General features: G+C 39.3%; 22 protein-coding genes. 17 read left to right on the top strand and 5 right to left on the bottom strand.

The window, feature by feature from the left end; genetic code table 11:
• Positions 1 to 23 precede the first annotated feature (23 nt).
• Positions 24 to 2441, bottom strand: coding sequence for an ABC transporter permease (locus AWW68_RS12585; protein WP_084375677.1), 2418 nt, complete (start codon positions 2439 to 2441; stop codon positions 24 to 26).
• Between the two features lie 170 nt (positions 2442 to 2611).
• On the opposite strand from AWW68_RS12585, the gene AWW68_RS12580 reads away from it, so the two are divergent.
• Genes AWW68_RS12580 through lspA form a run of 3 tightly spaced genes read left to right on the top strand, consistent with a single transcriptional unit; the run spans position 2612 to position 5866 of the window.
• Positions 2612 to 3982: a sigma-54-dependent transcriptional regulator gene (locus AWW68_RS12580; RefSeq protein ID WP_068221561.1), complete on the top strand. Its 1371-nt coding sequence runs from the start codon at positions 2612 to 2614 to the stop codon at positions 3980 to 3982.
• Complete coding sequence (locus tag AWW68_RS12575; protein WP_068221559.1) at positions 3972 to 5300, top strand: sensor histidine kinase; 1329 nt, start codon at positions 3972 to 3974, stop codon at positions 5298 to 5300. The genes AWW68_RS12580 and AWW68_RS12575 overlap by 11 nt, the downstream gene beginning before the upstream one ends.
• A 56-nt stretch (positions 5301 to 5356) precedes the next feature.
• Positions 5357 to 5866, top strand: coding sequence for a signal peptidase II (lspA, locus tag AWW68_RS12570; protein ID WP_068221558.1), 510 nt, complete (start codon positions 5357 to 5359; stop codon positions 5864 to 5866).
• A 129-nt stretch (positions 5867 to 5995) separates the two neighbouring features.
• Here the strand turns inward: lspA and AWW68_RS20115 are convergent, their stop codons facing one another.
• Positions 5996 to 6157, bottom strand: a complete 162-nt coding sequence (locus tag AWW68_RS20115) for a zinc ribbon domain-containing protein (protein ID WP_157717639.1) — start codon at positions 6155 to 6157, stop codon at positions 5996 to 5998.
• Between the two features lie 148 nt (positions 6158 to 6305).
• On the opposite strand from AWW68_RS20115, the gene AWW68_RS12565 reads away from it, so the two are divergent.
• The 6 genes from AWW68_RS12565 (at position 6306) to mnmE (ending at position 12879) form a co-directional block, all read left to right on the top strand.
• Entirely contained in the window at positions 6306 to 6965 is a 660-nt protein-coding gene (locus tag AWW68_RS12565; RefSeq protein WP_068221555.1) for a metal-dependent transcriptional regulator, read from the top strand.
• The gene (locus tag AWW68_RS12560; protein WP_068221553.1) at positions 6965 to 7876 is read left to right on the top strand and encodes a metal ABC transporter solute-binding protein, Zn/Mn family; all 912 of its coding nucleotides are present in this window, start codon (positions 6965 to 6967) and stop codon (positions 7874 to 7876) included. Before AWW68_RS12565 ends, AWW68_RS12560 begins: the two co-directional genes overlap by 1 nt.
• A gap of 56 nt (positions 7877 to 7932) precedes the next feature.
• Positions 7933 to 8724: a metal ABC transporter ATP-binding protein gene (locus AWW68_RS12555; RefSeq protein ID WP_068221551.1), complete on the top strand. Its 792-nt coding sequence runs from the start codon at positions 7933 to 7935 to the stop codon at positions 8722 to 8724.
• Between the two features lies 1 nt (position 8725).
• Positions 8726 to 10012, top strand: coding sequence for a metal ABC transporter permease (locus AWW68_RS12550; RefSeq protein WP_068221549.1), 1287 nt, complete (start codon positions 8726 to 8728; stop codon positions 10010 to 10012).
• 101 nt (positions 10013 to 10113) lie between these two features.
• Complete coding sequence (locus tag AWW68_RS12545) at positions 10114 to 11019, top strand: metal ABC transporter permease (protein WP_068221547.1); 906 nt, start codon at positions 10114 to 10116, stop codon at positions 11017 to 11019.
• 477 nt (positions 11020 to 11496) lie between these two features.
• A complete protein-coding gene (mnmE, locus tag AWW68_RS12540) occupies positions 11497 to 12879 on the top strand; it encodes a tRNA uridine-5-carboxymethylaminomethyl(34) synthesis GTPase MnmE (RefSeq protein WP_068221545.1) in 1383 nt (460 codons plus the stop codon).
• Positions 12880 to 13117: 238 nt separating this feature from the next.
• Here mnmE and AWW68_RS12535 read toward each other — a convergent pair whose 3' ends face one another.
• Together AWW68_RS12535 and AWW68_RS12530 are read right to left on the bottom strand one after the other, a co-directional pair.
• The gene (locus AWW68_RS12535; RefSeq protein ID WP_068221543.1) at positions 13118 to 14422 is read right to left on the bottom strand and encodes a type II toxin-antitoxin system HipA family toxin; all 1305 of its coding nucleotides are present in this window, start codon (positions 14420 to 14422) and stop codon (positions 13118 to 13120) included.
• Positions 14416 to 14766 (bottom strand): helix-turn-helix domain-containing protein, encoded by a 351-nt coding sequence (locus AWW68_RS12530; RefSeq protein ID WP_068224080.1) that lies wholly within the window; start codon positions 14764 to 14766, stop codon positions 14416 to 14418. The genes AWW68_RS12535 and AWW68_RS12530 overlap by 7 nt, the downstream gene beginning before the upstream one ends.
• A 243-nt stretch (positions 14767 to 15009) precedes the next feature.
• Here AWW68_RS12530 and AWW68_RS12525 point away from each other — a divergent pair, with 243 nt between their 5' ends.
• The 3 genes from AWW68_RS12525 to AWW68_RS12515 are packed head-to-tail and all read left to right on the top strand — an operon-like array spanning position 15010 to position 17283.
• Positions 15010 to 15921, top strand: coding sequence for a helix-turn-helix transcriptional regulator (locus tag AWW68_RS12525; protein ID WP_068221541.1), 912 nt, complete (start codon positions 15010 to 15012; stop codon positions 15919 to 15921).
• Positions 15922 to 15940: 19 nt separating this feature from the next.
• A complete protein-coding gene (locus tag AWW68_RS12520) occupies positions 15941 to 16411 on the top strand; it encodes a hypothetical protein (protein WP_157717638.1) in 471 nt (156 codons plus the stop codon).
• Positions 16408 to 17283, top strand: a complete 876-nt coding sequence (locus AWW68_RS12515; RefSeq protein ID WP_157717637.1) for a hypothetical protein — start codon at positions 16408 to 16410, stop codon at positions 17281 to 17283. The genes AWW68_RS12520 and AWW68_RS12515 overlap by 4 nt, the downstream gene beginning before the upstream one ends.
• On the opposite strand, the gene AWW68_RS12510 is transcribed toward AWW68_RS12515, so the two are convergent.
• Positions 17280 to 17903, bottom strand: a complete 624-nt coding sequence (locus AWW68_RS12510; RefSeq protein ID WP_068221535.1) for a uracil-DNA glycosylase family protein — start codon at positions 17901 to 17903, stop codon at positions 17280 to 17282. The genes AWW68_RS12515 and AWW68_RS12510 overlap by 4 nt on opposite strands.
• Positions 17904 to 17996: 93 nt before the next feature.
• Here AWW68_RS12510 and AWW68_RS12505 point away from each other — a divergent pair, with 93 nt between their 5' ends.
• The 5 genes from AWW68_RS12505 to AWW68_RS12485 all read left to right on the top strand — a co-directional run bounded on the left by AWW68_RS12505 (position 17997) and on the right by AWW68_RS12485 (position 22698).
• Complete coding sequence (locus tag AWW68_RS12505) at positions 17997 to 19982, top strand: hypothetical protein (protein ID WP_068221533.1); 1986 nt, start codon at positions 17997 to 17999, stop codon at positions 19980 to 19982.
• Positions 19983 to 20365: 383 nt separating this feature from the next.
• A complete protein-coding gene (locus AWW68_RS12500; RefSeq protein ID WP_068221531.1) occupies positions 20366 to 20584 on the top strand; it encodes a helix-turn-helix domain-containing protein in 219 nt (72 codons plus the stop codon).
• A complete protein-coding gene (locus tag AWW68_RS12495; RefSeq protein ID WP_068221529.1) occupies positions 20581 to 20907 on the top strand; it encodes a HipA N-terminal domain-containing protein in 327 nt (108 codons plus the stop codon). The genes AWW68_RS12500 and AWW68_RS12495 overlap by 4 nt, the downstream gene beginning before the upstream one ends.
• A gap of 5 nt (positions 20908 to 20912) precedes the next feature.
• Positions 20913 to 21893, top strand: coding sequence for a type II toxin-antitoxin system HipA family toxin (locus tag AWW68_RS12490; RefSeq protein WP_245660235.1), 981 nt, complete (start codon positions 20913 to 20915; stop codon positions 21891 to 21893).
• 109 nt (positions 21894 to 22002) lie between these two features.
• A complete protein-coding gene (locus tag AWW68_RS12485; protein WP_068221525.1) occupies positions 22003 to 22698 on the top strand; it encodes a DsbA family oxidoreductase in 696 nt (231 codons plus the stop codon).
• The last annotated feature ends 81 nt before the right edge of the window (positions 22699 to 22779 follow it).

The following is a 22779-nucleotide window of genomic DNA, read 5'->3' as shown; positions in this document are numbered from 1 at the left end:
CGTAGAAGAGAAAGCATAATGACCTATTCTGCCCTAAGTGTACTTGCCGGATTAGACCAAGCTGCTTTTACAGCCTGCACACTAACAGTTAATAAAATAATGACCAAGACCAGAGCCCCTGCTAACAAAAAGCTGGTAGCTCCAATATTTATGTGGTAGGCAAAGCCTTCCAACCACTGATCTATGGCATAATAAACCAGTGGAACCGATACCAAAAAGGCAATGACAAACAGCCAAACAAACTTACTGTTGACCACCCAAACCAATTGATTTACTCCTGCACCAAGCACCTTTCTGATGCCTATTTCTTTAATTCTTCTTTCAATTGTAAAGGTTGTCATGCCATACAATCCTAAGCAGGAAATAACCAAACAGATTACCGAGAACGTTTTGATGGCACTTTCCAAACGCTTTTCCTTAGCGTAATAAGCTTGTAGGTTATCTTCTAAAAACCAATATCCCATAGGATACTCTGGCTCAACTTTGTCCCAAACAGTCCTAGCATGATTCACGGCTTCGGCTTTATGGGTTGGGTCTACCTTAAGTGTCCAAAACCAATTCATTCTTGAGTTGAGCATAAAAATAGCAGGCGATACCTTAGAGCGAAGCGACTTAAAGTTGAAGTCTTTCACTACACCGATAATTGAAACAGGAACGCCATCTGCTCCCCAAAGCCTTGCCTTTTTACCAACAATGTCTTCTAATCCATTAGCTCTAACAAATGCCTCGTTCACTACAATAGATGCCGTATCACTCTTAAGGTAAGGGTTGAAAGTTCTTCCATTAATCAGTTCTAACTCCTGCAGCTGAATAAATTCATCACCTACAGTAAAGAATGTGGCAACCGGAGCATCTTTATAGCTCTGGCCTTCTAAAAGAACAGGGCCAGAATTATTGGTGGTTTCAAAACCAAGTACATCTACACCAGTTGTGGCTCCAAGAATGTACGGACTCTTTAAAAGCTCGCTTTTAAATGTAGCCAGCTGAGCACCTACTTTGGGAGAATTGTTGGGTATAATTAGAATATCATCTTTACTAAAGCCAAGGTCTTTGCTGTTAATGAATCTCGACTGTTGCACTATCAGCAATACTGAACTCACCAACACCAAAGTGAAGAAAAGTTGAATGCCAACAAGGAAGTTTCTTAGGCCAGCACCTCTCAGAAAGCCTTTTGCATTTTGACTCCTGAGTGACTCTGATGGTCTAAAACGACTCAACACCAAGGCAGGATAAAGTCCAGAAAGTAGTGTAACCCCTACTAAAACTGACACCAACATTTTGAGGAACAACGGATTATTGATTAAAGAAAATCTCAACTCTGTTTCCATTAGGTTTTCGAAAGCAGGCAGGGTTAAGTCTGTTACCAAAACAGATAGAACAACGGCCACAAAAGACACCAAGAAGGCTTCACCTAAAAACTGGACAATCAGTTGCTTTTTGAAAGCTCCGAACACCTTTCTCACTCCAATTTCTTTGCTTCTTGTAGCAGCTTTTGCCGTAGCCGCATTAATATAATTCATGCATGCTATTAGCAATACAAAGGCTCCAATTACTCCTAAAATCAAGATATTCTGCTTGTTCCCTTTATTAAAGCCTTCATCGAATGACACATCATTCGAGTTGAAATAAATGTCTTGAATAGACTGAAACTCATAATTCTCTCTTGCCAATGCTTCTACTACATCGGGTCTGTCTTTATAGTAGTCTAGGTAATGCTGTTTAATAAGTTTAGAAGCGTCATCTGGGTCAGTATTTGGAGCTAGTTTAAAGTAACCATAAACCGAACCAGCAAACCCCTCACGCATAACGAGATAGTCGTTAATTTCATCTCTCACCTCAAAGTTTACCAGAAATTCAAAGTCTACATGAGAGTTCTTTGGGTCTTCTACTACACCAGTTACCTGAAGTGTAAAACCCATAGTACCTGAAAACTTAATTGTTTCACCCATCGGGTTAGCATCCCCAAAAATCTTTTTAGCCATGCTTTCGGTAATAACCACATCGTTTGGACCAGCTAAAGCTGTAGCCGGATTCCCCTGAAGCAACTTAAAGTTGAAGTAGTCGAAGAAATCTGCTTCAGTAAAGAAAAGGTCTCTGGTTTTAAATCTAACGTCTTTATAAGCCACTAGCAATGGACCTGCACCATGGTTTCTAGCCAGTAGAACATCTTCAATACCAGCTATTTTCTCAGGAAACTCTTCCAAAGTTTTAACACTGATAATCCCGAATTTTCTGGTTTCACCATCGCCAGTTTGCTCTTCATATAGAAAACGATAGAAGTTTTCGCTGTGAAATTGATCATAGCTCAACTCATTTTCTACATAAAGCATAATGAGACAAAAACAGCTTATACCCAGTGTTAAACCAAATACATTCAGAAAAGCGTAAACCTTATTTCTGAGTAAGTTCCTATAAGACGTGATGAAATAATTCTTCAGCATAACAATTCAATTTCGGCACAAGCTATGCACAGTATATACCAAACATTTTAGATGTTGAATATCAACCACTTAACCCTAAACCACCAGATTAAATACTTTATAAATGTCCAGCAGCAAAACACAACTGCCCAAAAATGGGCACTTTTCAATAACTTGCGTAGAGCAAACCCATGAAACAGAAGGCCAAAATACTCATACTAGATGATGATAACTACGTTCTGTTATCGCTTCGCATTTTACTAGAACAACATTACACCGATGTAAGAGGTATAAACTCTCCCACTCAGCTAACGACCGCTTTAGCCGAAAACGAATTCGACATTGTTGTGCTAGACATGAATTTTTCGGCTGGCGATACTTCAGGTAAAGATGGGCTGAAATACCTCCAACAGGTAAAAGACGCCAACCCTAATACCTCTATTTTACTGCTTACAGCCTATGGAGAAATCAATCTGGCAGTTGAAGCTATGCGACTGGGCGCTTACGATTTTCTTGTAAAGCCTTGGGAAAACGAGAAACTGTTGGCCACAATAAAAACTGCATTTGAACTAAACTCTGCTGCTAAAAAGATTGAGCATTTAGAAACTGAAAAGTCCGTTCTCTTGCAAGAACTAAATGCTCCTTTCAATGAGATTATCGGGGAATCTGAGGCCATAAAGAAAGTATTTAGCCAGATTGAAAAAGTAGCCAAGACTCAAGCCAATGTACTAATAACTGGTGAAAACGGTACTGGTAAAGAACTAGTAGCTAGAGCAATTCATAAGGCCTCCGACAGAGCTAATGATATTTTTCTAAATGTAGATATGGGCGCCATTAGCGAGACTCTGTTTGAAAGCGAACTATTCGGCCATAAAAAAGGAGCCTTTACAGATGCTAAAGCAGATAGAACTGGTAAGTTCGAAGCGGCTAACAATGGCACGCTATTTTTGGATGAAATTGGCAATTTACCCCTTCCCCTTCAGGCCAAACTTTTACGAGTAATCCAAGATCAAAAAGTGACCAAGGTTGGGGATAATAAGGAGATTGACCTTAACATTAGGCTGATATGCGCCACTAATGCCAACTTACCGGAACTAGTAAAGACTGAGGCCTTTCGCCAAGACTTGCTTTTCCGAATAAATACCATAGAAATTCATTTACCTCCTTTGCGCGAACGGCAAGAAGACATTCCTGTTTTGGCTCAGCATTTTCTAAATATCTATAAACAGAAATATAAAAAACCTGGGCTATTCGTAGCTGACTATGTTTACAACAAACTTCAGAAATACGATTGGCCAGGAAATATCAGGGAGTTGCAACATGCCATAGAGCGTGCAGTCATTATGAGTGATGGCAAGCAGCTACAAGTCAGTGACTTTAACCTAAAGGACACTAATGAGACCGAAATAGAGGCGGTAGACTCATTTAACTTAGACCAGATTGAAAAGTGGGCCATAGAATCGGCCATTAAGAAACATCAAGGCAACATTAGTCATGCCGCTCAAGAATTAGGCTTAAGCCGAGGCGCACTTTACAGAAGAATGGAGAAATATGATCTTTAGAGACTATAAATTTCAGATTGTATTTCGACTGGGCATTCTGACCCTTCTTGGTTATGGCTTGCTCTATTACACCTTTATAGATGTTAACTACATTAGAGTCTTCTTTCTGGGCATTTTTAGTCTCATTGTACTCATAGCTCTTTTCTATTATCTGATCAGGGTACACAAACTGACTTCTAGTTTTCTAGATGCCATTCTGAACAACGATTTCACTGTAAAATACCCAGAACAGCACGAGAATAAGTCTATCAAACAGCTTTTCAGAAAGTTCAACCTTGTTAATGAGCGGTTTTCTCAGAGCATTCAGGAACAAGCCAACCAATACCAGTATTTGCTAGCCTTAATTAATCAGCTAAAAATAGCAGTTGTGGCCTTTGACGCTCGAGAAAGGGTTCACGTGGTCAATTCAGCGTTCAAAGAATTGGTGAATGAAAAAGAAGTAATCAGAATGAGCTCACTAAAGAGCTTATCACCACATCTCTACAAAGAAGTAATAAGCTTAGAGCCAAACCAGCAGAAGGTTGTAAAAGCTGTTATCGGCAACACTACCCATCAGTTTTCGGTTGCTGCATCTATCTTTAAGCTGAGGCAAAAGCAATATACACTAGTTTCTATGCAAGACATTCATTCGGAGTTAGACCAGAATGAAATGCAGGCATGGCAGAAACTCATTCGTGTACTCACTCATGAAATCATGAATTCTGTAGCACCTGTGGTTTCACTTTCCGGCAGTTTGGAAAGCATAGTTCAAAGCACGAACACCAACAGCTTTGAAGAAAACAAAAAGACTTTGCTAGAAGGTATGGACGCGATAAAAGTGAGGAGTCAAGGTTTAATGAACTTCACGCAGGCTTATAGAAAACTTACAAGAGTACCTGCCCCTAACCTGAAAGAGGTGGAGGTGAGCAAATTTCTTCAACCAATAGAAACACTATTCAGGCAAAGCTTAACGGAAACAGATATTAAATTCACTGTTCAAGCTAACGGTAATGCCAATCTATTGCTCGATCCGGACTTAATGCAGCAAGTACTGATCAACCTTTTAAAGAATGCTCAAGAGGCCGTTAAAAGCACAAATGGTGAAATCCGCTTGACTTACAACAGTCAGCCTGACGGCCAAACAACTCTTATTGTTTCAGATAATGGAACAGGGATTCCAGAAGAAATTGCAGACCAAATATTCATTCCTTTTTACACTACAAAAACCGAAGGCTCGGGTATAGGACTCAGTTTAGCCAAGCAAATTATTCAACAACATGGTGGTCAGTTGACCTTTGAAACAAGTAATAATGGCACTTCTTTTTACATCAAGTTGTAATGCTTGCTTTCTGCTTTGGCTCTTTTAATTAGTTTTGGGAGAAATTTTGTGAGTAGATGAAGAAGATACCGAGAATAGCACTCATCCTAATAATCATTTTTGCCAATATTGGGTGCGATCAAATTACTAAAGACCTAGCTCGAAAGAACTTGGAATACCACAAAACGGTAGAAGTGATTGGAGAATACTTGGTGCTCACAAAAGTTGAAAATCCGGGTGCATTTCTAGGCATGGGTTCCGACCTATCTCCTATTCTGAGAACACTATTGCTCCTAATTTTACCAGGTATAGTGATGGTTGCGGTTACGGTTTATCTGTTCAGAAATAAGGAAATGAGCATGATTAACCTATGGGCACTTTCCTTTATTGTTGGTGGTGGAATTGGCAATCTTTACGACAGAATTCTTTATGGGCAGGTAACAGACATGATTTTCCTAGACTTCCAATTTGCTCATACTGGCATATTCAATATGGCAGATGTTTCTGTAATGGTAGGAACTGGTCTGATTTTACTCGATCAATTTTTGCCGAAAAAGAAAGAAGAAGGTAAACTACAAGAGTCCTAAGACACTCCTTTTAAACTTCTTATCAATTTAACGTATACCTGAAGCTTTTCATTAGAAAAGACTACAGTACTCTTATGTTCAACATACAGAGGCGTGTGTCTGAATTTTTAACTTTTAGATCTCTCCAGTCTAAAATACAAAGAGTAATAACAGCAGTATAATGAGCACAACAGCCACCCAAACTGAAACTTTAGACTGCTTAGGAAACTCATACTGACAAATAGGACAAACCTCCTCATCAGAATCTACCTGCATGGCGCAAGAAGGACATTCTTTAGTTTTATTGCTCATTGTGCCGAATTAAACTCATTTCTGAATCCCTCACAAATAAGAATTTCCAGTATCAGGTTGAATTATTTATCTAATTAAATAGTTAGACTTACTATATGTTTTTTTTAGCCATATCTAAAAAGTATATTTAAGGCGAAATTCATAGCAAGTGTATAGTCTATCTGAAGAAAACTACCTTAAAGCCATTTACCATCTTTCCAATCATGGGCAAGACAGTGTAAATACCAATGCCATAGCAGAAGAAATGAAAACTGCACCCGCTTCGGTCAGTGATATGATAAGAAAGCTATCAAAAAAGAAACTAGTTGATTATCAGAAATATAGAGGAGTAAACATCTCTACTAAAGGGAAAGACATTGCTCTAAAAGTAATTAGGAAACATAGGCTTTGGGAAGTATTTCTGGTAGAAAAACTGAATTTCCATTGGGATGAGGTACACGAGATTGCCGAACAGCTTGAGCATATTCAATCTCCAGTGCTTATTAGTAAACTAGATGAGTTTTTAGATTTTCCGAAGCACGACCCACATGGCGACCCAATTCCTGATGATGATGGCAACTTTGCTACGGTTAAGAAGGAACCTCTGTCTGAAATTGAGGAAGGAAAGAGTTGTAAAGTGGTTGCTGTAAACGACTCAAACTCTGCATTCCTAAAGTACCTAGACAAAGTTGGCATCTCAATAGGTACTAGCATTCATATTAATGAGCGCATTGAATTCGATGGCAGTATGGAAATCACGCTCAATAAAGAAAAGAGCCTAACCATTTCTCAAATAGCCGCTCAAAACTTACTTGTGACAACAGCATAATGAAGAAATACTTAATCATATTATTAGTGGCATTTGCCCTATGGTCTTGCGGTACTACCAACCAAGAAAACTCTGGTAAACTGAATATTGTGGCAACAACTGGCATGGTAGCCGATGTAGCCAAGAATGTGGGCAAAGACTCCGTAAATGTAACGGCATTAATGGGGCCAGGTGTAGACCCACATCTTTACAAAGCTACTCAGGGAGATTTGGGCAAGCTACAAGCAGCAGACATCATCTTATATAATGGGCTTCATTTAGAAGGTAAAATGGGTGAAGTTTTTGAAAAACTAGAACGTATAAAAACGGTAGTCCCAATAGCTAGAAGCATTAATGAAGCCATGCTTCTTGACGACCCTGTGTACCAAGGCACTTTCGATCCACATATCTGGTTCGATGTAAGCTTGTGGATGCAAACGGTAGTAGAAGTAACAAACACTTTAATTGAGGCTAGACCAGAATTGGCAGACTACTTTAAAGCCAATGCGGATGCCTACAGAGCAGAACTAGCAGATTTGCACGAATGGGTAATTAATGAAATGCAGAGCATCCCTCCCTCTAAACGAATTATGATCACTGCTCACGATGCTTTTAGCTACTTCGGAAGGGCTTATGGCATTGAAGTAAAAGGTTTGCAAGGCATATCTACCCTCTCAGAATTCGGATTAAAAGACCGGGTAGACCTGATCAACTTTATAGTAGACAAGCAAATTAAAGCGGTGTTTGTAGAAACATCCGTTTCAGAGAAAAACATCAAAGCCATTGTAGAAGGCTGTGCTCAAAAAGGGCACACGGTAGAGATTGGCGGAAACCTCTTTTCTGATGCAATGGGTGCAGCAGGTACAGCCGAAGGAAACTATGTAGGCATGGTAAAATCTAACGTTCGAACCATAGTTGAAGCGCTTAAATAGTGATCAGAAAGCAGGATAACTGTTTTATGTTTTCTGATAACGAATAACTGAAATACATGAGAATAGAAGCGAAAGAACCAGTTGTTGAATTTCACGACCTCACGGTTTCTTACCACAAGAAACCAGTGTTGTGGAATATTGATATGACTTTGCCAAAAGGTGCCTTGGTGGGCATTATTGGACCGAATGGTGCAGGAAAATCTACACTCATAAAATCTGCCATGGGCTTGTTGCCCTTAGCCTCTGGCTATGTAAAGATTTTTGATGAAGCCTTAGACGATGTTCGGCACAAAGTGAGCTATGTACCACAGCGAGAAAGCGTAGATTGGGACTTCCCTACTTCTGTGCTAGATGTGGTGCTAATGGGCAGATATGCCAAACTTGGCTTGCTATCTCGCCCAAGAAAGGCCGATAAAGAAATGGCGCTCAACTGTTTGGCAAAGGTAGGCATGGAAGCTTACGTAAATCGCCAAATTTCTCAGCTTTCGGGTGGGCAGCAACAGCGCGTTTTCTTAGCAAGGGCTTTAGCTCAAGAAGCTGAGCTTTACTTTATGGATGAACCTTTTGCCGGAGTAGATGCCGCTACTGAAGCCGCTATTTTGGCTATTATGCAGGAAATGACGGCACAAGGAAAAACAGTGATTGTAGTTCATCACGACCTTCAATCTGCTGCTGAATTCTTCGACTGGATTGTTTTGCTCAACATGCGATTGGTAGCTTCAGGCCCAATAAACAAGGTATTCACCAATGATATGCTACAAGAAACGTATGGTGGTAAGCTTACAGTATTAGCCGAAGTAGGCGAATTGGTTAGAAAAAGACAGATACCAAGTAGGGAGAAATACTAAAATGGAAACCTTAAGAGAGTTCTTTTCTTTTAGCGATCCCAGCATTATAGCTGTTACAGTTGGAGCTGTGCTGTTAAGCGCCTCATCTGCCGTAGTAGGTACGTTCACTTTTCTCAAAAAGAAAGCATTGGTTGGTGATGCGGTAGCTCACTCCGTTCTCCCAGGAATTTGTCTAGCCTTTATTCTTACTGGCACTAAAAATCCGCTTTGGCTTATCATTGGAGCCTTCATAACGGGCTGGATCTCTTTAGTCATCATCGATAATGTAACCCTAAAGACAAAAATCAAAGAAGATACGGCCATTGCGCTTATATTGTCGGTTTTCTTCGGAATTGGCATTCTGCTACTCACCAACATTCAGCATTCAGGTAACGCTGCCCAAACAGGTTTAGACTCCTTTCTTTTCGGAAAGGCTGCTGCTTTGGTAGGTAAAGACCTCATAGTTTTTGGCATGGTGGCTGTAATACTTTTAGCTACCGTGGCCCTCTTTTTCAAGGAACTTAAGCTAATCGCTTTCGACCCAAATTACGCAAAAGCGCTTGGCGTACCTGTCAAAGCAATGGATTTACTCCTGACCTCACTTACGGTTTTGGCCGTGGTCACTGGTATTCAGGCAGTAGGTGTTGTTTTAATGGCGGCCATGCTCATTACGCCAGCTGCTGCAGCTCGTTTTTGGACAAACGATGTGCGCGTAATGACATTCCTAGCCGCCATAATGAGTGGCTTTTCGGGGCTTTCAGGTGCCTTTGTAAGCTATGCAGCACCAGCCATGCCTACTGGCCCTTGGATTGTAATGATCATTTCAGCCATTGCTCTTACCTCTTTCTTCATCGCCCCAACCCGAGGTATTATTTCGAGAAGTATTCAACAGAGGAAATTACAGCGCATGATAATGGATGAGAACCTACTAAAAGAACTCTACCATTTGGGTGAAAAGGATGAAGATCCTTACAAGGCCAGAAGTTTAGATGAAATTATAGAGGAAAGATTCTTCCCTAAAGACAGACTGAAAAGCGCATTGAGAAGACTTAAACGAGAGGGTTATTTAGCCAAGCAAAACGGAGACTGGAAGTACACTGAAGCAGGTAAACTGAAAGGACAGAGAGTAGTAAAACTGCACAGGCTGTGGGAGCTTTATCTATCTAAATACATGAAAATTGACCCAGACCATGTGCATGAAGATGCTGAAACAATAGAGCACATTATTACACCTGAGTTAGAAAAAAGATTAGAAAAAATGCTGGAATACCCAGAAATGGATCCACATGAGGAGAGAATACCTTATTGAGATGTTTGATTTTAGATTTTGGAGTTTTGATTGTTCAACTTTTGGAAACCTTCAATCGATCGTCCTCAAATCTAAAATCGTAAATCATAAATCGTAAATCGATGGATGCCTTTTACATCATATTGACTGCCAGTTTATTCGCCATATCATGTGGCTTGCTCGGCTGTTTTTTGGTTCTCAGAAAAATGGCCATGGTGGGCGATGCTATTTCACATGCAGTGCTACCTGGTATTGTCATAGCGTTTTTACTTACAGGAACTCGCGACTCTTTTGAAATGATAATTGGTGCTGCCCTAATTGGTATTTTCAGCACTTTTCTAATTGAGTTCTTCCACAACAAAGCAGGACTTCAAACCGATGCAGCTATAGGTGTTACCTTTACCTGGCTTTTCGCTTTAGGGGTAATACTCATCTCGGTTTTTGCTGGGCAAGTAGACCTAGATCAGGAATGTGTACTGTATGGTGAAATTGCCTATGTTCCCATAGACCTATGGATTGGAGACGATGGTACAATTTTCGGCCCAAGAGCCCTCTATGTTGCAGCCATGACGCTAATCGTGAATATTGCTTTTATCCGCATTGGCTTTAAACAACTCCACCTTACAACTTTTGATCCTGCGTTTGCTGCTACTATTGGTATTTCGGTATCTCTGTGGAATTATCTTTTAATGGGAGCAGTATCTATGACCACTGTGGCCGCTTTCGACTCAGTAGGCGCCATCTTGGTAGTAGCTCTATTAGTAGGGCCAGCAGCCATTGCTTACCTGCTTACCGATCGATTCCAGACTATGATGATGATTACTGTTTTTGTTGCGATCATTAGCAGTACTCTTGGCTATTATTTGGCTGTGCTAGTAGACGGCTCAATCGCTGGTGCTATAGTTACCATCATCGGAATTCTCTTCGGAATAACCTTCCTTTTTTCGCCAAGCAATGGTGTACTGATGAAAAAAAGACTACAACGAAAAGAAGCCCAAAGACTCAAAGCAGAAGCACCTCTCTCATAGTAGCGAAAGCTATTTTGATACCCTTTTCTGCCCATGAGAAAGGTTTATTGATATCATTGAGGGAAGCTACTAATGGTTAGTCGTTAACCATTGCTCGTTATTACCCCTCACCTACTCCTTTTCCCATCCTGAACCTTGCCGAAGGATCTACCAGACAAATTCTTTAAGACTTAATCCTTAATCGAACCAAAGAACCTCTCTTTCTAGCACTAGCACAGCAAACTAGAAAACTAAGGACAGGCGAAGAAAATTGTTAAACGCTCTTCGTTATTCAACCCTCACCGACTCTTTTTCCCATCCTGAGCCCAGCCGAAGGATCTGCCAGACAAATTCTTTAAGACTTAATCCTTATTCGAACCAAAGAACCTCCACCCTAGTACTGCACTATTCGTAAATCACGCATTAACTGGTAACAAAACCACTCCATTTAGAACTGAACAATCGACATCTATCCAACCGAAAGCCTATCTTTGCGCCATGCAAAATCTCCTGCAAAATGATGACACCATAATCGCTCTAGCCACCCCACAAGGAGTTGGCGCTATAGGCGTAATTCGTTTGAGTGGAAAAGAAGCTATCAGCATCACAAATAAGGTTTTCAAAGGAAAAGACCTCAGCAAGCAGGAGTCGCATACAATTCATTTCGGAACGATTCGTGACGAAGACAACCGCATCTTAGATGAAGTATTAATCTCCCTTTTCATTGCTCCAAAGTCTTTTACAAAAGAGAACGTAGTAGAAATCTCCTGCCACGGATCGAACTTCATCATCAAGCAGATTATTCAACTCTTGATCAGAAAAGGAGCACGACCTGCCAAACCCGGTGAGTTTACCAAGCGCGCCTTTATGAATGGTCAGTTCGATTTGGCTCAAGCAGAAGCCGTAGCCGACTTAATCAATGCAGATACTGAAGCCGCCCATAATGCAGCCCTGAACCAGATGCGTGGCGGTTTCTCTGGAGAAATTAAAAGGCTTCGCGAAGAATTAATCCATTTCGCCTCTATGATTGAGCTAGAGCTCGACTTTGGCGAAGAAGATGTAGAATTCGCTAGCCGAGACGACCTGAAAGAATTGGTCAACAAGTTACAAGTGGTAGTAAATGCGCTAATCCAAAGCTTTGACTTAGGTAACGTAATCAAAAACGGAGTACCGACAGTGATTGCTGGAAAACCCAATGCCGGCAAATCTACCCTACTCAATGCCTTGCTTAACGAGGAAAAAGCAATTGTCTCCGATATAGCCGGCACCACTCGCGACTTTATCGAGGACGAAATAGTGATTGGAGGAGTTGCCTTCCGATTTATCGATACTGCTGGTCTGCGAGAAACTACCGATGCGATTGAGAAAATTGGTGTGGAGCGTACCCAAGCCAAAATGAAAACCGCTTCCATGATCATCTATCTCTTTGACCTATCTCAGGTAGATATTGTGGAAATGAATAAGGAAATCAATGTATTGGAAAATACAGGAGTGCCTTTCCTAAAAGTCGGTAACAAACTGGATAAGGTAGATGATGCTTTGGTTGAAAAACTTCAGCACCAGCATCCTGACATGCTTTTCCTGACAGCCAAAGAGCCAGAACATGTTGAAGAACTTAAAAACAGAATCCTCGAACTCGTAAACCTCAACAAGTTCAAACGAGGCGATACAGTGGTGACCAACATCCGTCATTACGACTCCCTCCTCCAGACCAAAAACGCTCTAATGAACGTAATCGAAGGCATAGACAACCAAGTCACCAATGACTTTGTCGCTATGGACATCCGCCAAGCCCTGCACTACCTCGGTGAGATCACAGGCGAAATCACAACAGACGATTTACTAGCAAATATTTTCTCGAAATTCTGTATCGGGAAGTAACTCTATATAATTAGCCCTTCTCGAAAAAAGCTTCTAATAACTGCTTATCCTCCAACCTTTTTTTAATGGTTTCTGCATTCGCGTTGGCTTGTATAGTGGCGGTAGCTTTTCGCAATTCAGCAAGTCTTGTAGGGGCAATATTCACATAAAAGTATGGGCTAACTTAGTGATTTGTATGAAGCGGTCAACATCGGATCGATACCCTATTTAATGCTCACAATATTATTGAACTAATTGTTTAAACAGCAGGAAAAGTAGACTGTAATGCGCTGATCTTTTGATTGTCAACTCCAGCGGCTTGAGCAAATTTAGGCCAATTCGACACCGCTGTTTGAATCTCATCGATGATTCTATCTGGACGTTTAACACTATTCTCCTTAGCAATTTCCAGAAGGTCTTGTTTAAGAATACCCTCCTGTTTACCTCGTACCAACATGGTCTGATTCTTCAGCCAAAAGTTCTCTGGGTTATAAGCATAGCAAACATCATATGCTGGAGTCAGCTGCCATTTACTACCTTCTTTCAGCATAAAGGCAAAATTCTTGGTATGATCGTCACAGTTTTTGGCCAAAACATTGAATACCATACGCCTAAACATCTGTTCAGCCTCAGGATAGGTTAAACGTAAGGTTCTCATGGTTTGAAAAACTTGCTCATAACTGAAGGTACCTCTAGAATTGTAATCGTAATGCTGTAAGCCACATAGCGTTTGCACATGGTGTTTTGTGTCATTTCCTTCCCTGTCGAATCTTTTTGTCATAAAATGGGCTCTTTCATTCTCTTCCAAAAGCTTCGATGGCATCATGTCTATACCACAACTAGTAGCCATTAAATAATATGCGTATTCTATTCGGCCCCAACCGGTGCTTTCACCAAACTGAGCATCACTGACACCATCTAATTTGAGTAACCAATGCTCAAACCCTTTGGGCGCATCTACCTGACCCGATCTGACTTCACTAGTAGATTCGTTATAAGCAATTACTGCTTTTGGCCTTGCTCCACCTGCTGAAGTCCCGACTTTCAGCACTTGCCTTAAAGCCTCTTTCTCGTCTCTGGATAAATCTGTTTTTAGTTGTTCTTTTTTAGCCAGTAACTGATGAGCGACCTTAACTAAACTGTCAATTTCTATATTGAACCCACCTTGTTTATTGGTCAACTGAGCGGGTTCAAACTCTAAAGCTCCCATCGCTCTTTTACCTATAAAACAGAGCTGTTCTACAGGGTTCATACTATTTTCTGGTCTACCCTGCTGGATTAGCCAGATATTGATTAATTGATTTCCATATCGATCTGGAAGTGCATCCGCCAGCAACCCTGGCAACCCCTTAAAGGTATCGTAGGCCTCATCTTTGCCTTTTCTTAACTCAGGGAAGCTGTAGATTCTTGCTCCATTACTCAAAGGCATTTTAATGGGTGAAAGATCCCAGCCTTTATCCAGAAACCTTGGAGCATATTCAAAACTGGCCAATCGTGTATTCTCGTTCCAACTGACTGCTCCCACTAATTCGCCCCACAAGTAAACCTCTGCTACATCTACCATCCTAAATCTTCATTACCTCCCGATGATCTTTTAGCGCTAGCCCTCTGCCTCGACTTCTTTTTGAGCTTAGCATAGGCCAAAGGGCTCACTTCTTCCCTCACCTCAAAGGCGTCCATCACATGAAGAACGTTTAAAACTCGCATCACTTGAATCAGTGTCGACAACTTTACCCCTTCTCCTCTTTCCAACAGACTCAAGGTAGATCGACTGATTCCAGCTGCTTCAGCAGTCTCGTCTTGCGACATATTCTGACGAACGCGATGATGTTTTACAAAAGCACCGATGGTTTCAGCCAATGCTGCATCAGTCATTTGAGCCCAGTTTACGTATGATTTATCAGTCATTAACATAATATTAAACTATTAATGAATGGTTTACCGTTCATTAACAAGAATCAAAGATACTCATTTTGAATGATTTATCAGTCTTTAACCTACTAATTACTACTTATTGAATGATTTATCAGTCTTTAATTCGCTAAACAATAAAGACTTAAGTCTGCAGATTAACCCCATACCTAACCCTTGGTATTGATTTCTTTTATATTACGACACAATTTGTCGTAGTCGCTTGCATACCTTTATCACATGGCTAATCAAAATCAACTTCGTAGGTATTACTTGATTTATGAAAAGGTGAAAAATCATTCATTTCCGAGCAGAAAGAAGATTCTAAAGGATCTTGATGAACTACATGATATCTACATAGACAAACGGACTTTAATACGGGACATCGAGCAGATACAAAACTATGGTATCGAGATTGAATATGACCGTAAAGAGAATGGGTACTACATTGCTGCGGAAGAAGGTTACTCAAGTGGATCTGTTAGGTTTTTAGAAATTGCCTATCTCGCTGATAACCTCAGTAAAGAAAACTATGCTAAGTACATCTCCTATGGTGAAGCAGATCTTTTAAAAGGTATATCAAATGTTCCCAAACTCTTAGAGGCCATAGACAAGAAAAGAGTAATTACCTTCAGACACCACAGCTATCAGAGAGAAAGCATCAATCAGCGTAGTATCCAACCTTATTTACTCCGGGAGTATCTGAATCGGTGGTATGTAATTGGCTATAAGACGGATACTAAGGAATTAAGGACTTACGGTGTAGACCGAATTTCTGACCTTGAAATCACTAAATCTTCTTTTGAAAGGAGGCCGAACCACAATATTGAAAGTCTATTTGATCATGTAATTGGTGTAGTATTCGATGCGAATCAATTGATCAAAGTAGAGTTTAAAGCTCCTCTAAGCCAAAAGAATTACCTGAACTCCCTCCCACTTCACAAATCACAGCAACACCTAATTGATGATAATGATGAGTCTTACTTTCAAATGGAAGTAGTCCACAATTACGAACTAGAGCAAAAACTGTTGATGCATTCAGCATTTATAACGGTTACTAAGCCTAAATCCTTGGTTATGGCTTTAAAAGCTATCTTTAAAGGAATTGGAGAACGTTATTCAACTATTGATAAGTGGGGTATTCGATCATGAAATGATGAACAATAAGCGCATGAGTGAACTCACTGAATACTTTGACCCAGTAGTTGCTGAAACGGTTTCCGAGCATCAATTATCTATGCGATTACACCTAAATCTAGAGAATGGAATATCATTTATTCGTGATTATTACGATGTAACCATGAATAATGGAGATCTATTGATCTATATAACCACCAATGAACTGAATGCTAATTTTGATTACTCAAAATACAATGAGGAATTCAGCTTCTATTTTTCTCATCAACATGCCGTTGAAGATTTCAGAATTAACGAGACTTTGAACGTTTACAATAATCGTGTATTAGAATCTGTCAAGAACATTAATAGCATCATTTACTATGAGCCGGAAGTGATTTCAAGAGACTTCAAAAATGCTATTCGAAATGAGTTGATTGAGCAGATTGAGGGCTATACGGAGAGGGATATCTCAAAAGGTGATAAAGATAAAATTGAACAATGGATAAAGCATACCAAACAATGAATAAGCAGCAACTTTTTACCGATTTAGTGACTTGGTCGCAAAAACATCAAATAAGGGAAATTGAGGATATTGAAGTAGAAAATGAGAATCCTCTTCGGGATACTTTTAAACATCTCCTTCATTCAGATGACGAAGAAGAGAAATTTATTTATTGGAGAGATCATTTTCTACACTTAGACAAACAGGCCCAACAAAAGTTCGCAAACCCTGTATTCCTAGGTTATGGAAACCCCGAATCTGACATACTTATTGTGGGAAAAGAAAAGGGTTTTGATATCAAACAAGTCAATGAAAGCTCCAAATACAAATACAACTTCCAGTGCTTAGAATATCAGTTATTGAAAGAATCAATTCTCAATAATTATTATTGGTCACTAAAAACAGAGGGCAAATACTTTTCAGTAAAGAAGCCTTATGGTGGAATTCAAGATGATTTTCATAGCGGTCACACTTGGAGGCTATACAGAAAGGTTGTTAACCAATTGACTAACTACAGTTCACTATTAAACTCTAAAACAGACTTTTTTAATCAATGCTTTATAACCGAATTCAACCATCTCCCATCTCAATACAGTACCGGTAAGGCTACATTACATCCCGCTAGATTAGAGATGTTCAAAAAGCCATTTTTTAAAAGCTTCTCAAAGGTGCTGCTTACGTATAGATCTTACGATAGTCTAAAGGAAAACCAGGGACTAACTGAAAAAATATATGATGTTGACTATATCGACCAAGGTAAAGTTGGGAGACAAAGCTATCTCAAATTTCAATCCTCAGATAAGGAGCGAACCGTAATTCTTACAAACCAGCTAAGTGGATCAGCTGGGTGGAGTGAAGTAGAACTACAATTACTATCAACATTTTTGTACTAAATATGAAATATGATATCGTACTTATTAGATAGTTCTTTTCTCCACTTAATATATGAAAAATAGCGGCTTGGATGCTTTATGAATAAACATGTAATTGTTTTATCGTCTCTTTCGATATTTGATTTATAAAACCAACTACCCCCAACCTTATTCATATACCTTAAAGGTTCAACTTTAAGTTTTTGATTTTCAGACAGCCCCTTTTGCATAGTTTTCGCATTTGAATTTCCGAGGAATAAACAAATATCTGGACTTAATTTTTCAAGAATTTCATCAAATGCACTCCAGCCTAATGCGATGTCTGCTCTATTTGGTCTGGTATTTTTGGTAAACATCGGTCTTTGAATGAAATTATAGAATGCCACCTTTGACCAAAAAGCTTCTCTACTAGTATCATTTAAAGCAAACAATCGATTTACGTTTGGAAAGAAATGTGATGGATAATAGTCCTCATTTACACCAAGTGACTTTACAACTTCTTTAGTAAACTGAGGGTCCTTAGATCGATTTAAACTGTCAGGTTTTTCATCTAAATAATGACTCTCTCCAATCAAAAGTAATTTAGACTTAGCAGTACTAAAGTTGTCACCTACATAAGGACTCCATTTTAAGTGCTTCATGTTATTTCAATTTTATTTTTATTCAATTTATACTCTATACTGTGACATAACCTGTCATACTCCCCACTCTATTTTTGAAAAAAGATACAAAAGATGGACAAAGACTTCACCCAAACCTTAAAATTTAAATCGAACCTGATTGAAAAGGTATCGAATCAATTGAAAGATGAATTCATAGGGCTTGATCATATCATAGATCAGTTATCAGAATATATCTCAAGCTGGTATATTCTTTCTGAGATTCAAGAAAGGCCACTAATCGTTAATCTTTGGGGCATGACTGGAGTTGGCAAAACTTCGGTCATTAAGCGGTTTTTAGAGCTACTCCAACTTACTGATCATTCCTATCATTTTGATCTAGGGGACCTAAAAGGTGGTAAGCTCAATATTGTAGACCAATTAAAGGATTTACAACATCGGTCCAGCAGACCCACTGCGTTAATACTCGATGAGTTCCAATTAGCGAGAACTATAGATCAAAGTGGTACAGAACTCATTGAACACGAAAATAGAATTATTTGGAAACTTCTAGATAGTGGGAAATTCACTGTAGATGTTGCAAGCACTTTCAAGTTGAGAGACATGGCTAATCTCATCAAAGAGATTGAGTATTTTAGTGCTAAGGGTGTAAAAGCGAAAGATGGAATAGTAACAACTAAAAGACCTTTCTTTCAAGAGATTCAAAGAAAACGTTCAAAACTCAATGGAAACCAAGCTAAAGAAAGTGAATTCGAAAATCGATTAGTACCTCCCTCCTTCTATTTTACTCTATTAGAATCTGGTATTCCAGGCTTCAATAATCTAGCACAAATTGAGGATATCTTTATGTCGATGAATGAAGCAGAAACCGTTGATTTCATCAAGAAAGTAATCGATGAGTATATGTCTCCTACCCAGATCGACTGCAGCAAATCGATAATATTCATCATTGGCAACTTGAATAGCCTTTATCCAATGAGCAGTAATTACTCTATGGATTTGTCGGCTGATGAGTTTTATAGAGAATCACTCGAAATCAATATTAACGATGTCAAGTCTAAACTCAAAAGCTTGTTCAGACATGAGCAGGTGGCCAGATTGGGCAATAACCACATCATATATCCTTCAATTAATGAAGAGCAATACAAATCTTTCATTCAACAGGAACTCGAAGCTATATCCGTTGATGCACAAAATAATTTTGGATTCAGAATAGAGTATGAGAAGTCCTTTTTGAGTCCACTATACGATGAAGCCATAATTCCATCATTGGGCTACAGACCAGTCCTAACCAGCATTGATTCACAGGTCAGAATTCATCTCCCTAAAATTCTGAACACTTTTAGGAAAGAAAAATTAGACATTAACCTTGTAAGCTTTTGGATAAACAATGATCAAGTAATTGCCACCTTCATTAAAGAAGAAGGCATCAGTTATAAAAAGGAACGGGAGAAAGTCTATAGCTTTCTACTGAGAAAGACTCGAAGCAACCACGATAACAAAAGGTCTGATAAAGACATAATAATTTCAATTCACGAAACCGGTCATTTATTGGTCAAACTGTTACTGACTGGAAGGGTACCAGAACAAGTAGTGGTAAAATCTAAAAGCTCGGAGGTTCTAGGTTTCGTTTATCATAAATCAAATGAGCAATTACTTTCTAAATACGATTTCAGATTAGAACTAGCTGCTATGCTTGGAGGAAGAGCAGCAGAAGAATTGACCTTTGGTAAAGAACGGATTACTATTGGAGCTTATGACGACTTGAATCAGGCGACTCAATTAGCCGCAAAGGGTATTAAGCAGTATGGGTTTGGTAACGACCTAGGAGCATTCAGCAACCTAAACCAGCAAGACTCTAAAATCCGTCAAGAAAACATTGACAGTATTATTCAAAAAGAAATTACTGAAGCCTATTCATTAGCTTATGAGACTCTCCGTGACAACCGTAAGTGGCTTATCAAATTATCCTCGAAACTTCTGTTATTAGAAAAAGTCAACAAATCTAAATTACTGGGTATACTGGAAGAAATAGGTATCAACCCCAAAGACTATGAACCCAATTTCAGGTATACTTGGGAGTTTTTGAAGTTGAAATAATTTCTTTCATTTTCCTTTATTTGGAATATGGTGTAGGAAAATAATTAGTCCCTCGTTGCTATTTGGTTGCTAGTAAATTATAACTGATTGTATTTCAATATTTTATAATTTCTATATTGGGGAAGTAACCATGTCTGCGATATTTCAATTTATACGCTGTTTAATCTCATTAAGAGATTATTATTTGCTGATTTAGGCTAGTTAGCGCATTATGAATCTTTAATCCTGTACAGGATTAAACAGCTTAATAGTGCATTAAAATACACCACCTTCTTTTCTCAAGAGCTCTGACACTCTCAAAACATCAATAAGTGTATTTTAATACACTATCTATCGTTAATCATCAATACTTATGCTAACTTTGAAACAAAAAGAGCGTTAAAATGCACTTTGAGAGTATCATAAAACAACTGAAAGCACGTAGAAACGAGCTACAAGTCACCCAAGATATGCTTGCAGACATTTCAGGGGTTTCGCTACGTGCACTCAAGCAATTTGAAAGTGGCAAGGGAAATCCTACACTCGAAACACTCACTAAGCTTTCTGATGCACTCGGAATGGAAGTTCGTTTAGATGTAAAAAACAATCAAACTGAGTCATGAGAAAAGGGCAGGTTTTATTCAAAGGTGAATTAGCGGGAATGCTCATACAATTCGATGACGGCAGTTTTGAATTTAAGTATGAAGACAGATGGTTTAAAGATCCGATGAAACCTGCGGTGAGTTTAACACTTCCCAAAACAACTCAATCCTACCACTCACCCTTTCTGTTTCCATTTTTCTACCACATGTTGCCAGAAGGTTCAAATAAGCAGGCGGTCTGCTTCCACCGTAAAATCGATAAGGACGATGATTTTGGGCTTTTGCTTGCCACATCCAAAACGGATTCCATTGGTGCAGTTAGTGTGATAAAATCAAGCGAATGATGACAATGCCTATTATACAAAACTGCCCGGGCACATTGGCTGAAGGGAATAGTAGCTACAGCCGAACAGCTTTAAAGCGAGTGTTTGACGGAAAGAAGGTGAGCCATATCATGCCTTACCTTGCTCCTTACACTGATGAAACCACAGATGAACTGTTTGAAGAGAATCGTAAAAACTTGTCTATCTCTGGAGTTCAGGAAAAATTTTCTGTAAAGCTCGATTCAAACAAGGTGAGATTAATTAAAGAAGGAGAACAGGGAGAGTATATTCTTAAACCGATTCCTAGAGCAGGAAAGCACCCTGAACAAATGCCAGCAAACGAGCACCTGACCATGCAGATTGCTAGACAAGTTTTTGGAATTGAGACAGCAGAGAATGCACTCATATTCTTCAAAGATGGCTCACCCGCTTACATTACAAAAAGGTTTGATGTTCGGTCAAATAGTGAGAAATGGGCTCAAGAAGATTTTGCCTCTTTAGCCGGTTTAACTCCGCAAACGCATGGCGAGAATTACAAGTATGAAGGAAACTATCTTGAACTCTTCAAATTGATGCAGCAATATGTGCCAGCCTACACGGTAGAAGCTACCAAGTTGTTCAAGAGAATCCTTTTCAATTATTTATTCTCAAATGGAGACGCACATTTCAAGAATTTCTCATTGATTGAAACTACGCTTGGTGATTTTAAGCTGAGCCCTGCTTATGATTTGGTCAACAGCAGAATGCACATCTCCGATAGAGATTTTGCTTTAAATCAAGGCTTACTTCCTCCACAAGAAACTCAAGGAAAGGTAATTGAGCAATTCATAAAACTGGCAGAATTGGCTGAGATCTCCGAAAAACAAGTTGAGAAAACAATTAAGAACTTATTAGATGGTGTAGATAAAGTTGAAAAACTGATAGAAAATTCCTTTTTAGCAGATCGTTTCAAGCGAAATTACCTACAAGCATATCAAACACGACACAATAAACTCACAAGAACTTGAGCTACGAATAATACATTAACACCACCATAGCAGTTTTTCCAAATTACTACAAAATTGGAATCAATCTCCTCTCCTTTTGGTTCTACCAACTGACTTAGAAAAGAGAAAAATGAAAATAGAGATTTGGAGTGATGTGATGTGTCCATTTTGCTATATCGGTAAAAGACATTTGGAAGCTGCGTTGGAAGATTTCCCCCAAAAGGATCAGGTAGAGATTGTTTGGAAAAGCTTTCAGCTGAACCCTGATATGCCAGAGAGCAGTGAAGAAAATGTTTACGAATACTTGGCCAAAGCCAAAGGAATAAGCCTTGAGCAGTCTAAGCAAATGCACGAACGAGTTGAAGAAATGGCTGCCAATGCAGGTCTTGACTACAACTTCGATATTGCCAAAGTTGCCAACTCATTTAAAGCACATCGAGTGCTTCAATTAGCCAAAAGAAAAAAACTAGGTGATGAGCTCAAAGAAGCACTTCTAGAAGCCTATTTTATTAAGGGAAGAAACACCAGCGATTACAACACTTTAGTAGAATTGGCCACTTCTGTTGGAATTACTGAAGCCGAAGTTGAGCTCGCCTTAAATGAAGAGCAATTCGCAAACTATGTAAAACAAGATATTGACGAAGCAAGGCAAATCAGAGTACAAGGTGTTCCCTTCTTTGTATTCGATAGAAAATATGCGGTATCTGGTGCTCAACCAGTAGAGCATATTAAAGCTACTTTAGAAAAGGTTCAGGCTGAAAGTAGCTCTTTCATCAATACTTCGCGAGAACAAGGCGATAGCTGTGATGTTGATGGGAATTGTTGAGACAACTGATCTAATCTTAGGAAGAATTTAAAATTAGCTATCTTAAAACTGGCCTTAGTGTCTCGCTAAGGCCTAATATTA

This window comes from Roseivirga spongicola (assembly GCF_001592965.1).
Lineage (GTDB): Bacteria > Bacteroidota > Bacteroidia > Cytophagales > Cyclobacteriaceae > Roseivirga > Roseivirga spongicola.
This window is presented reverse-complemented; position numbering and strand designations above follow the sequence as displayed.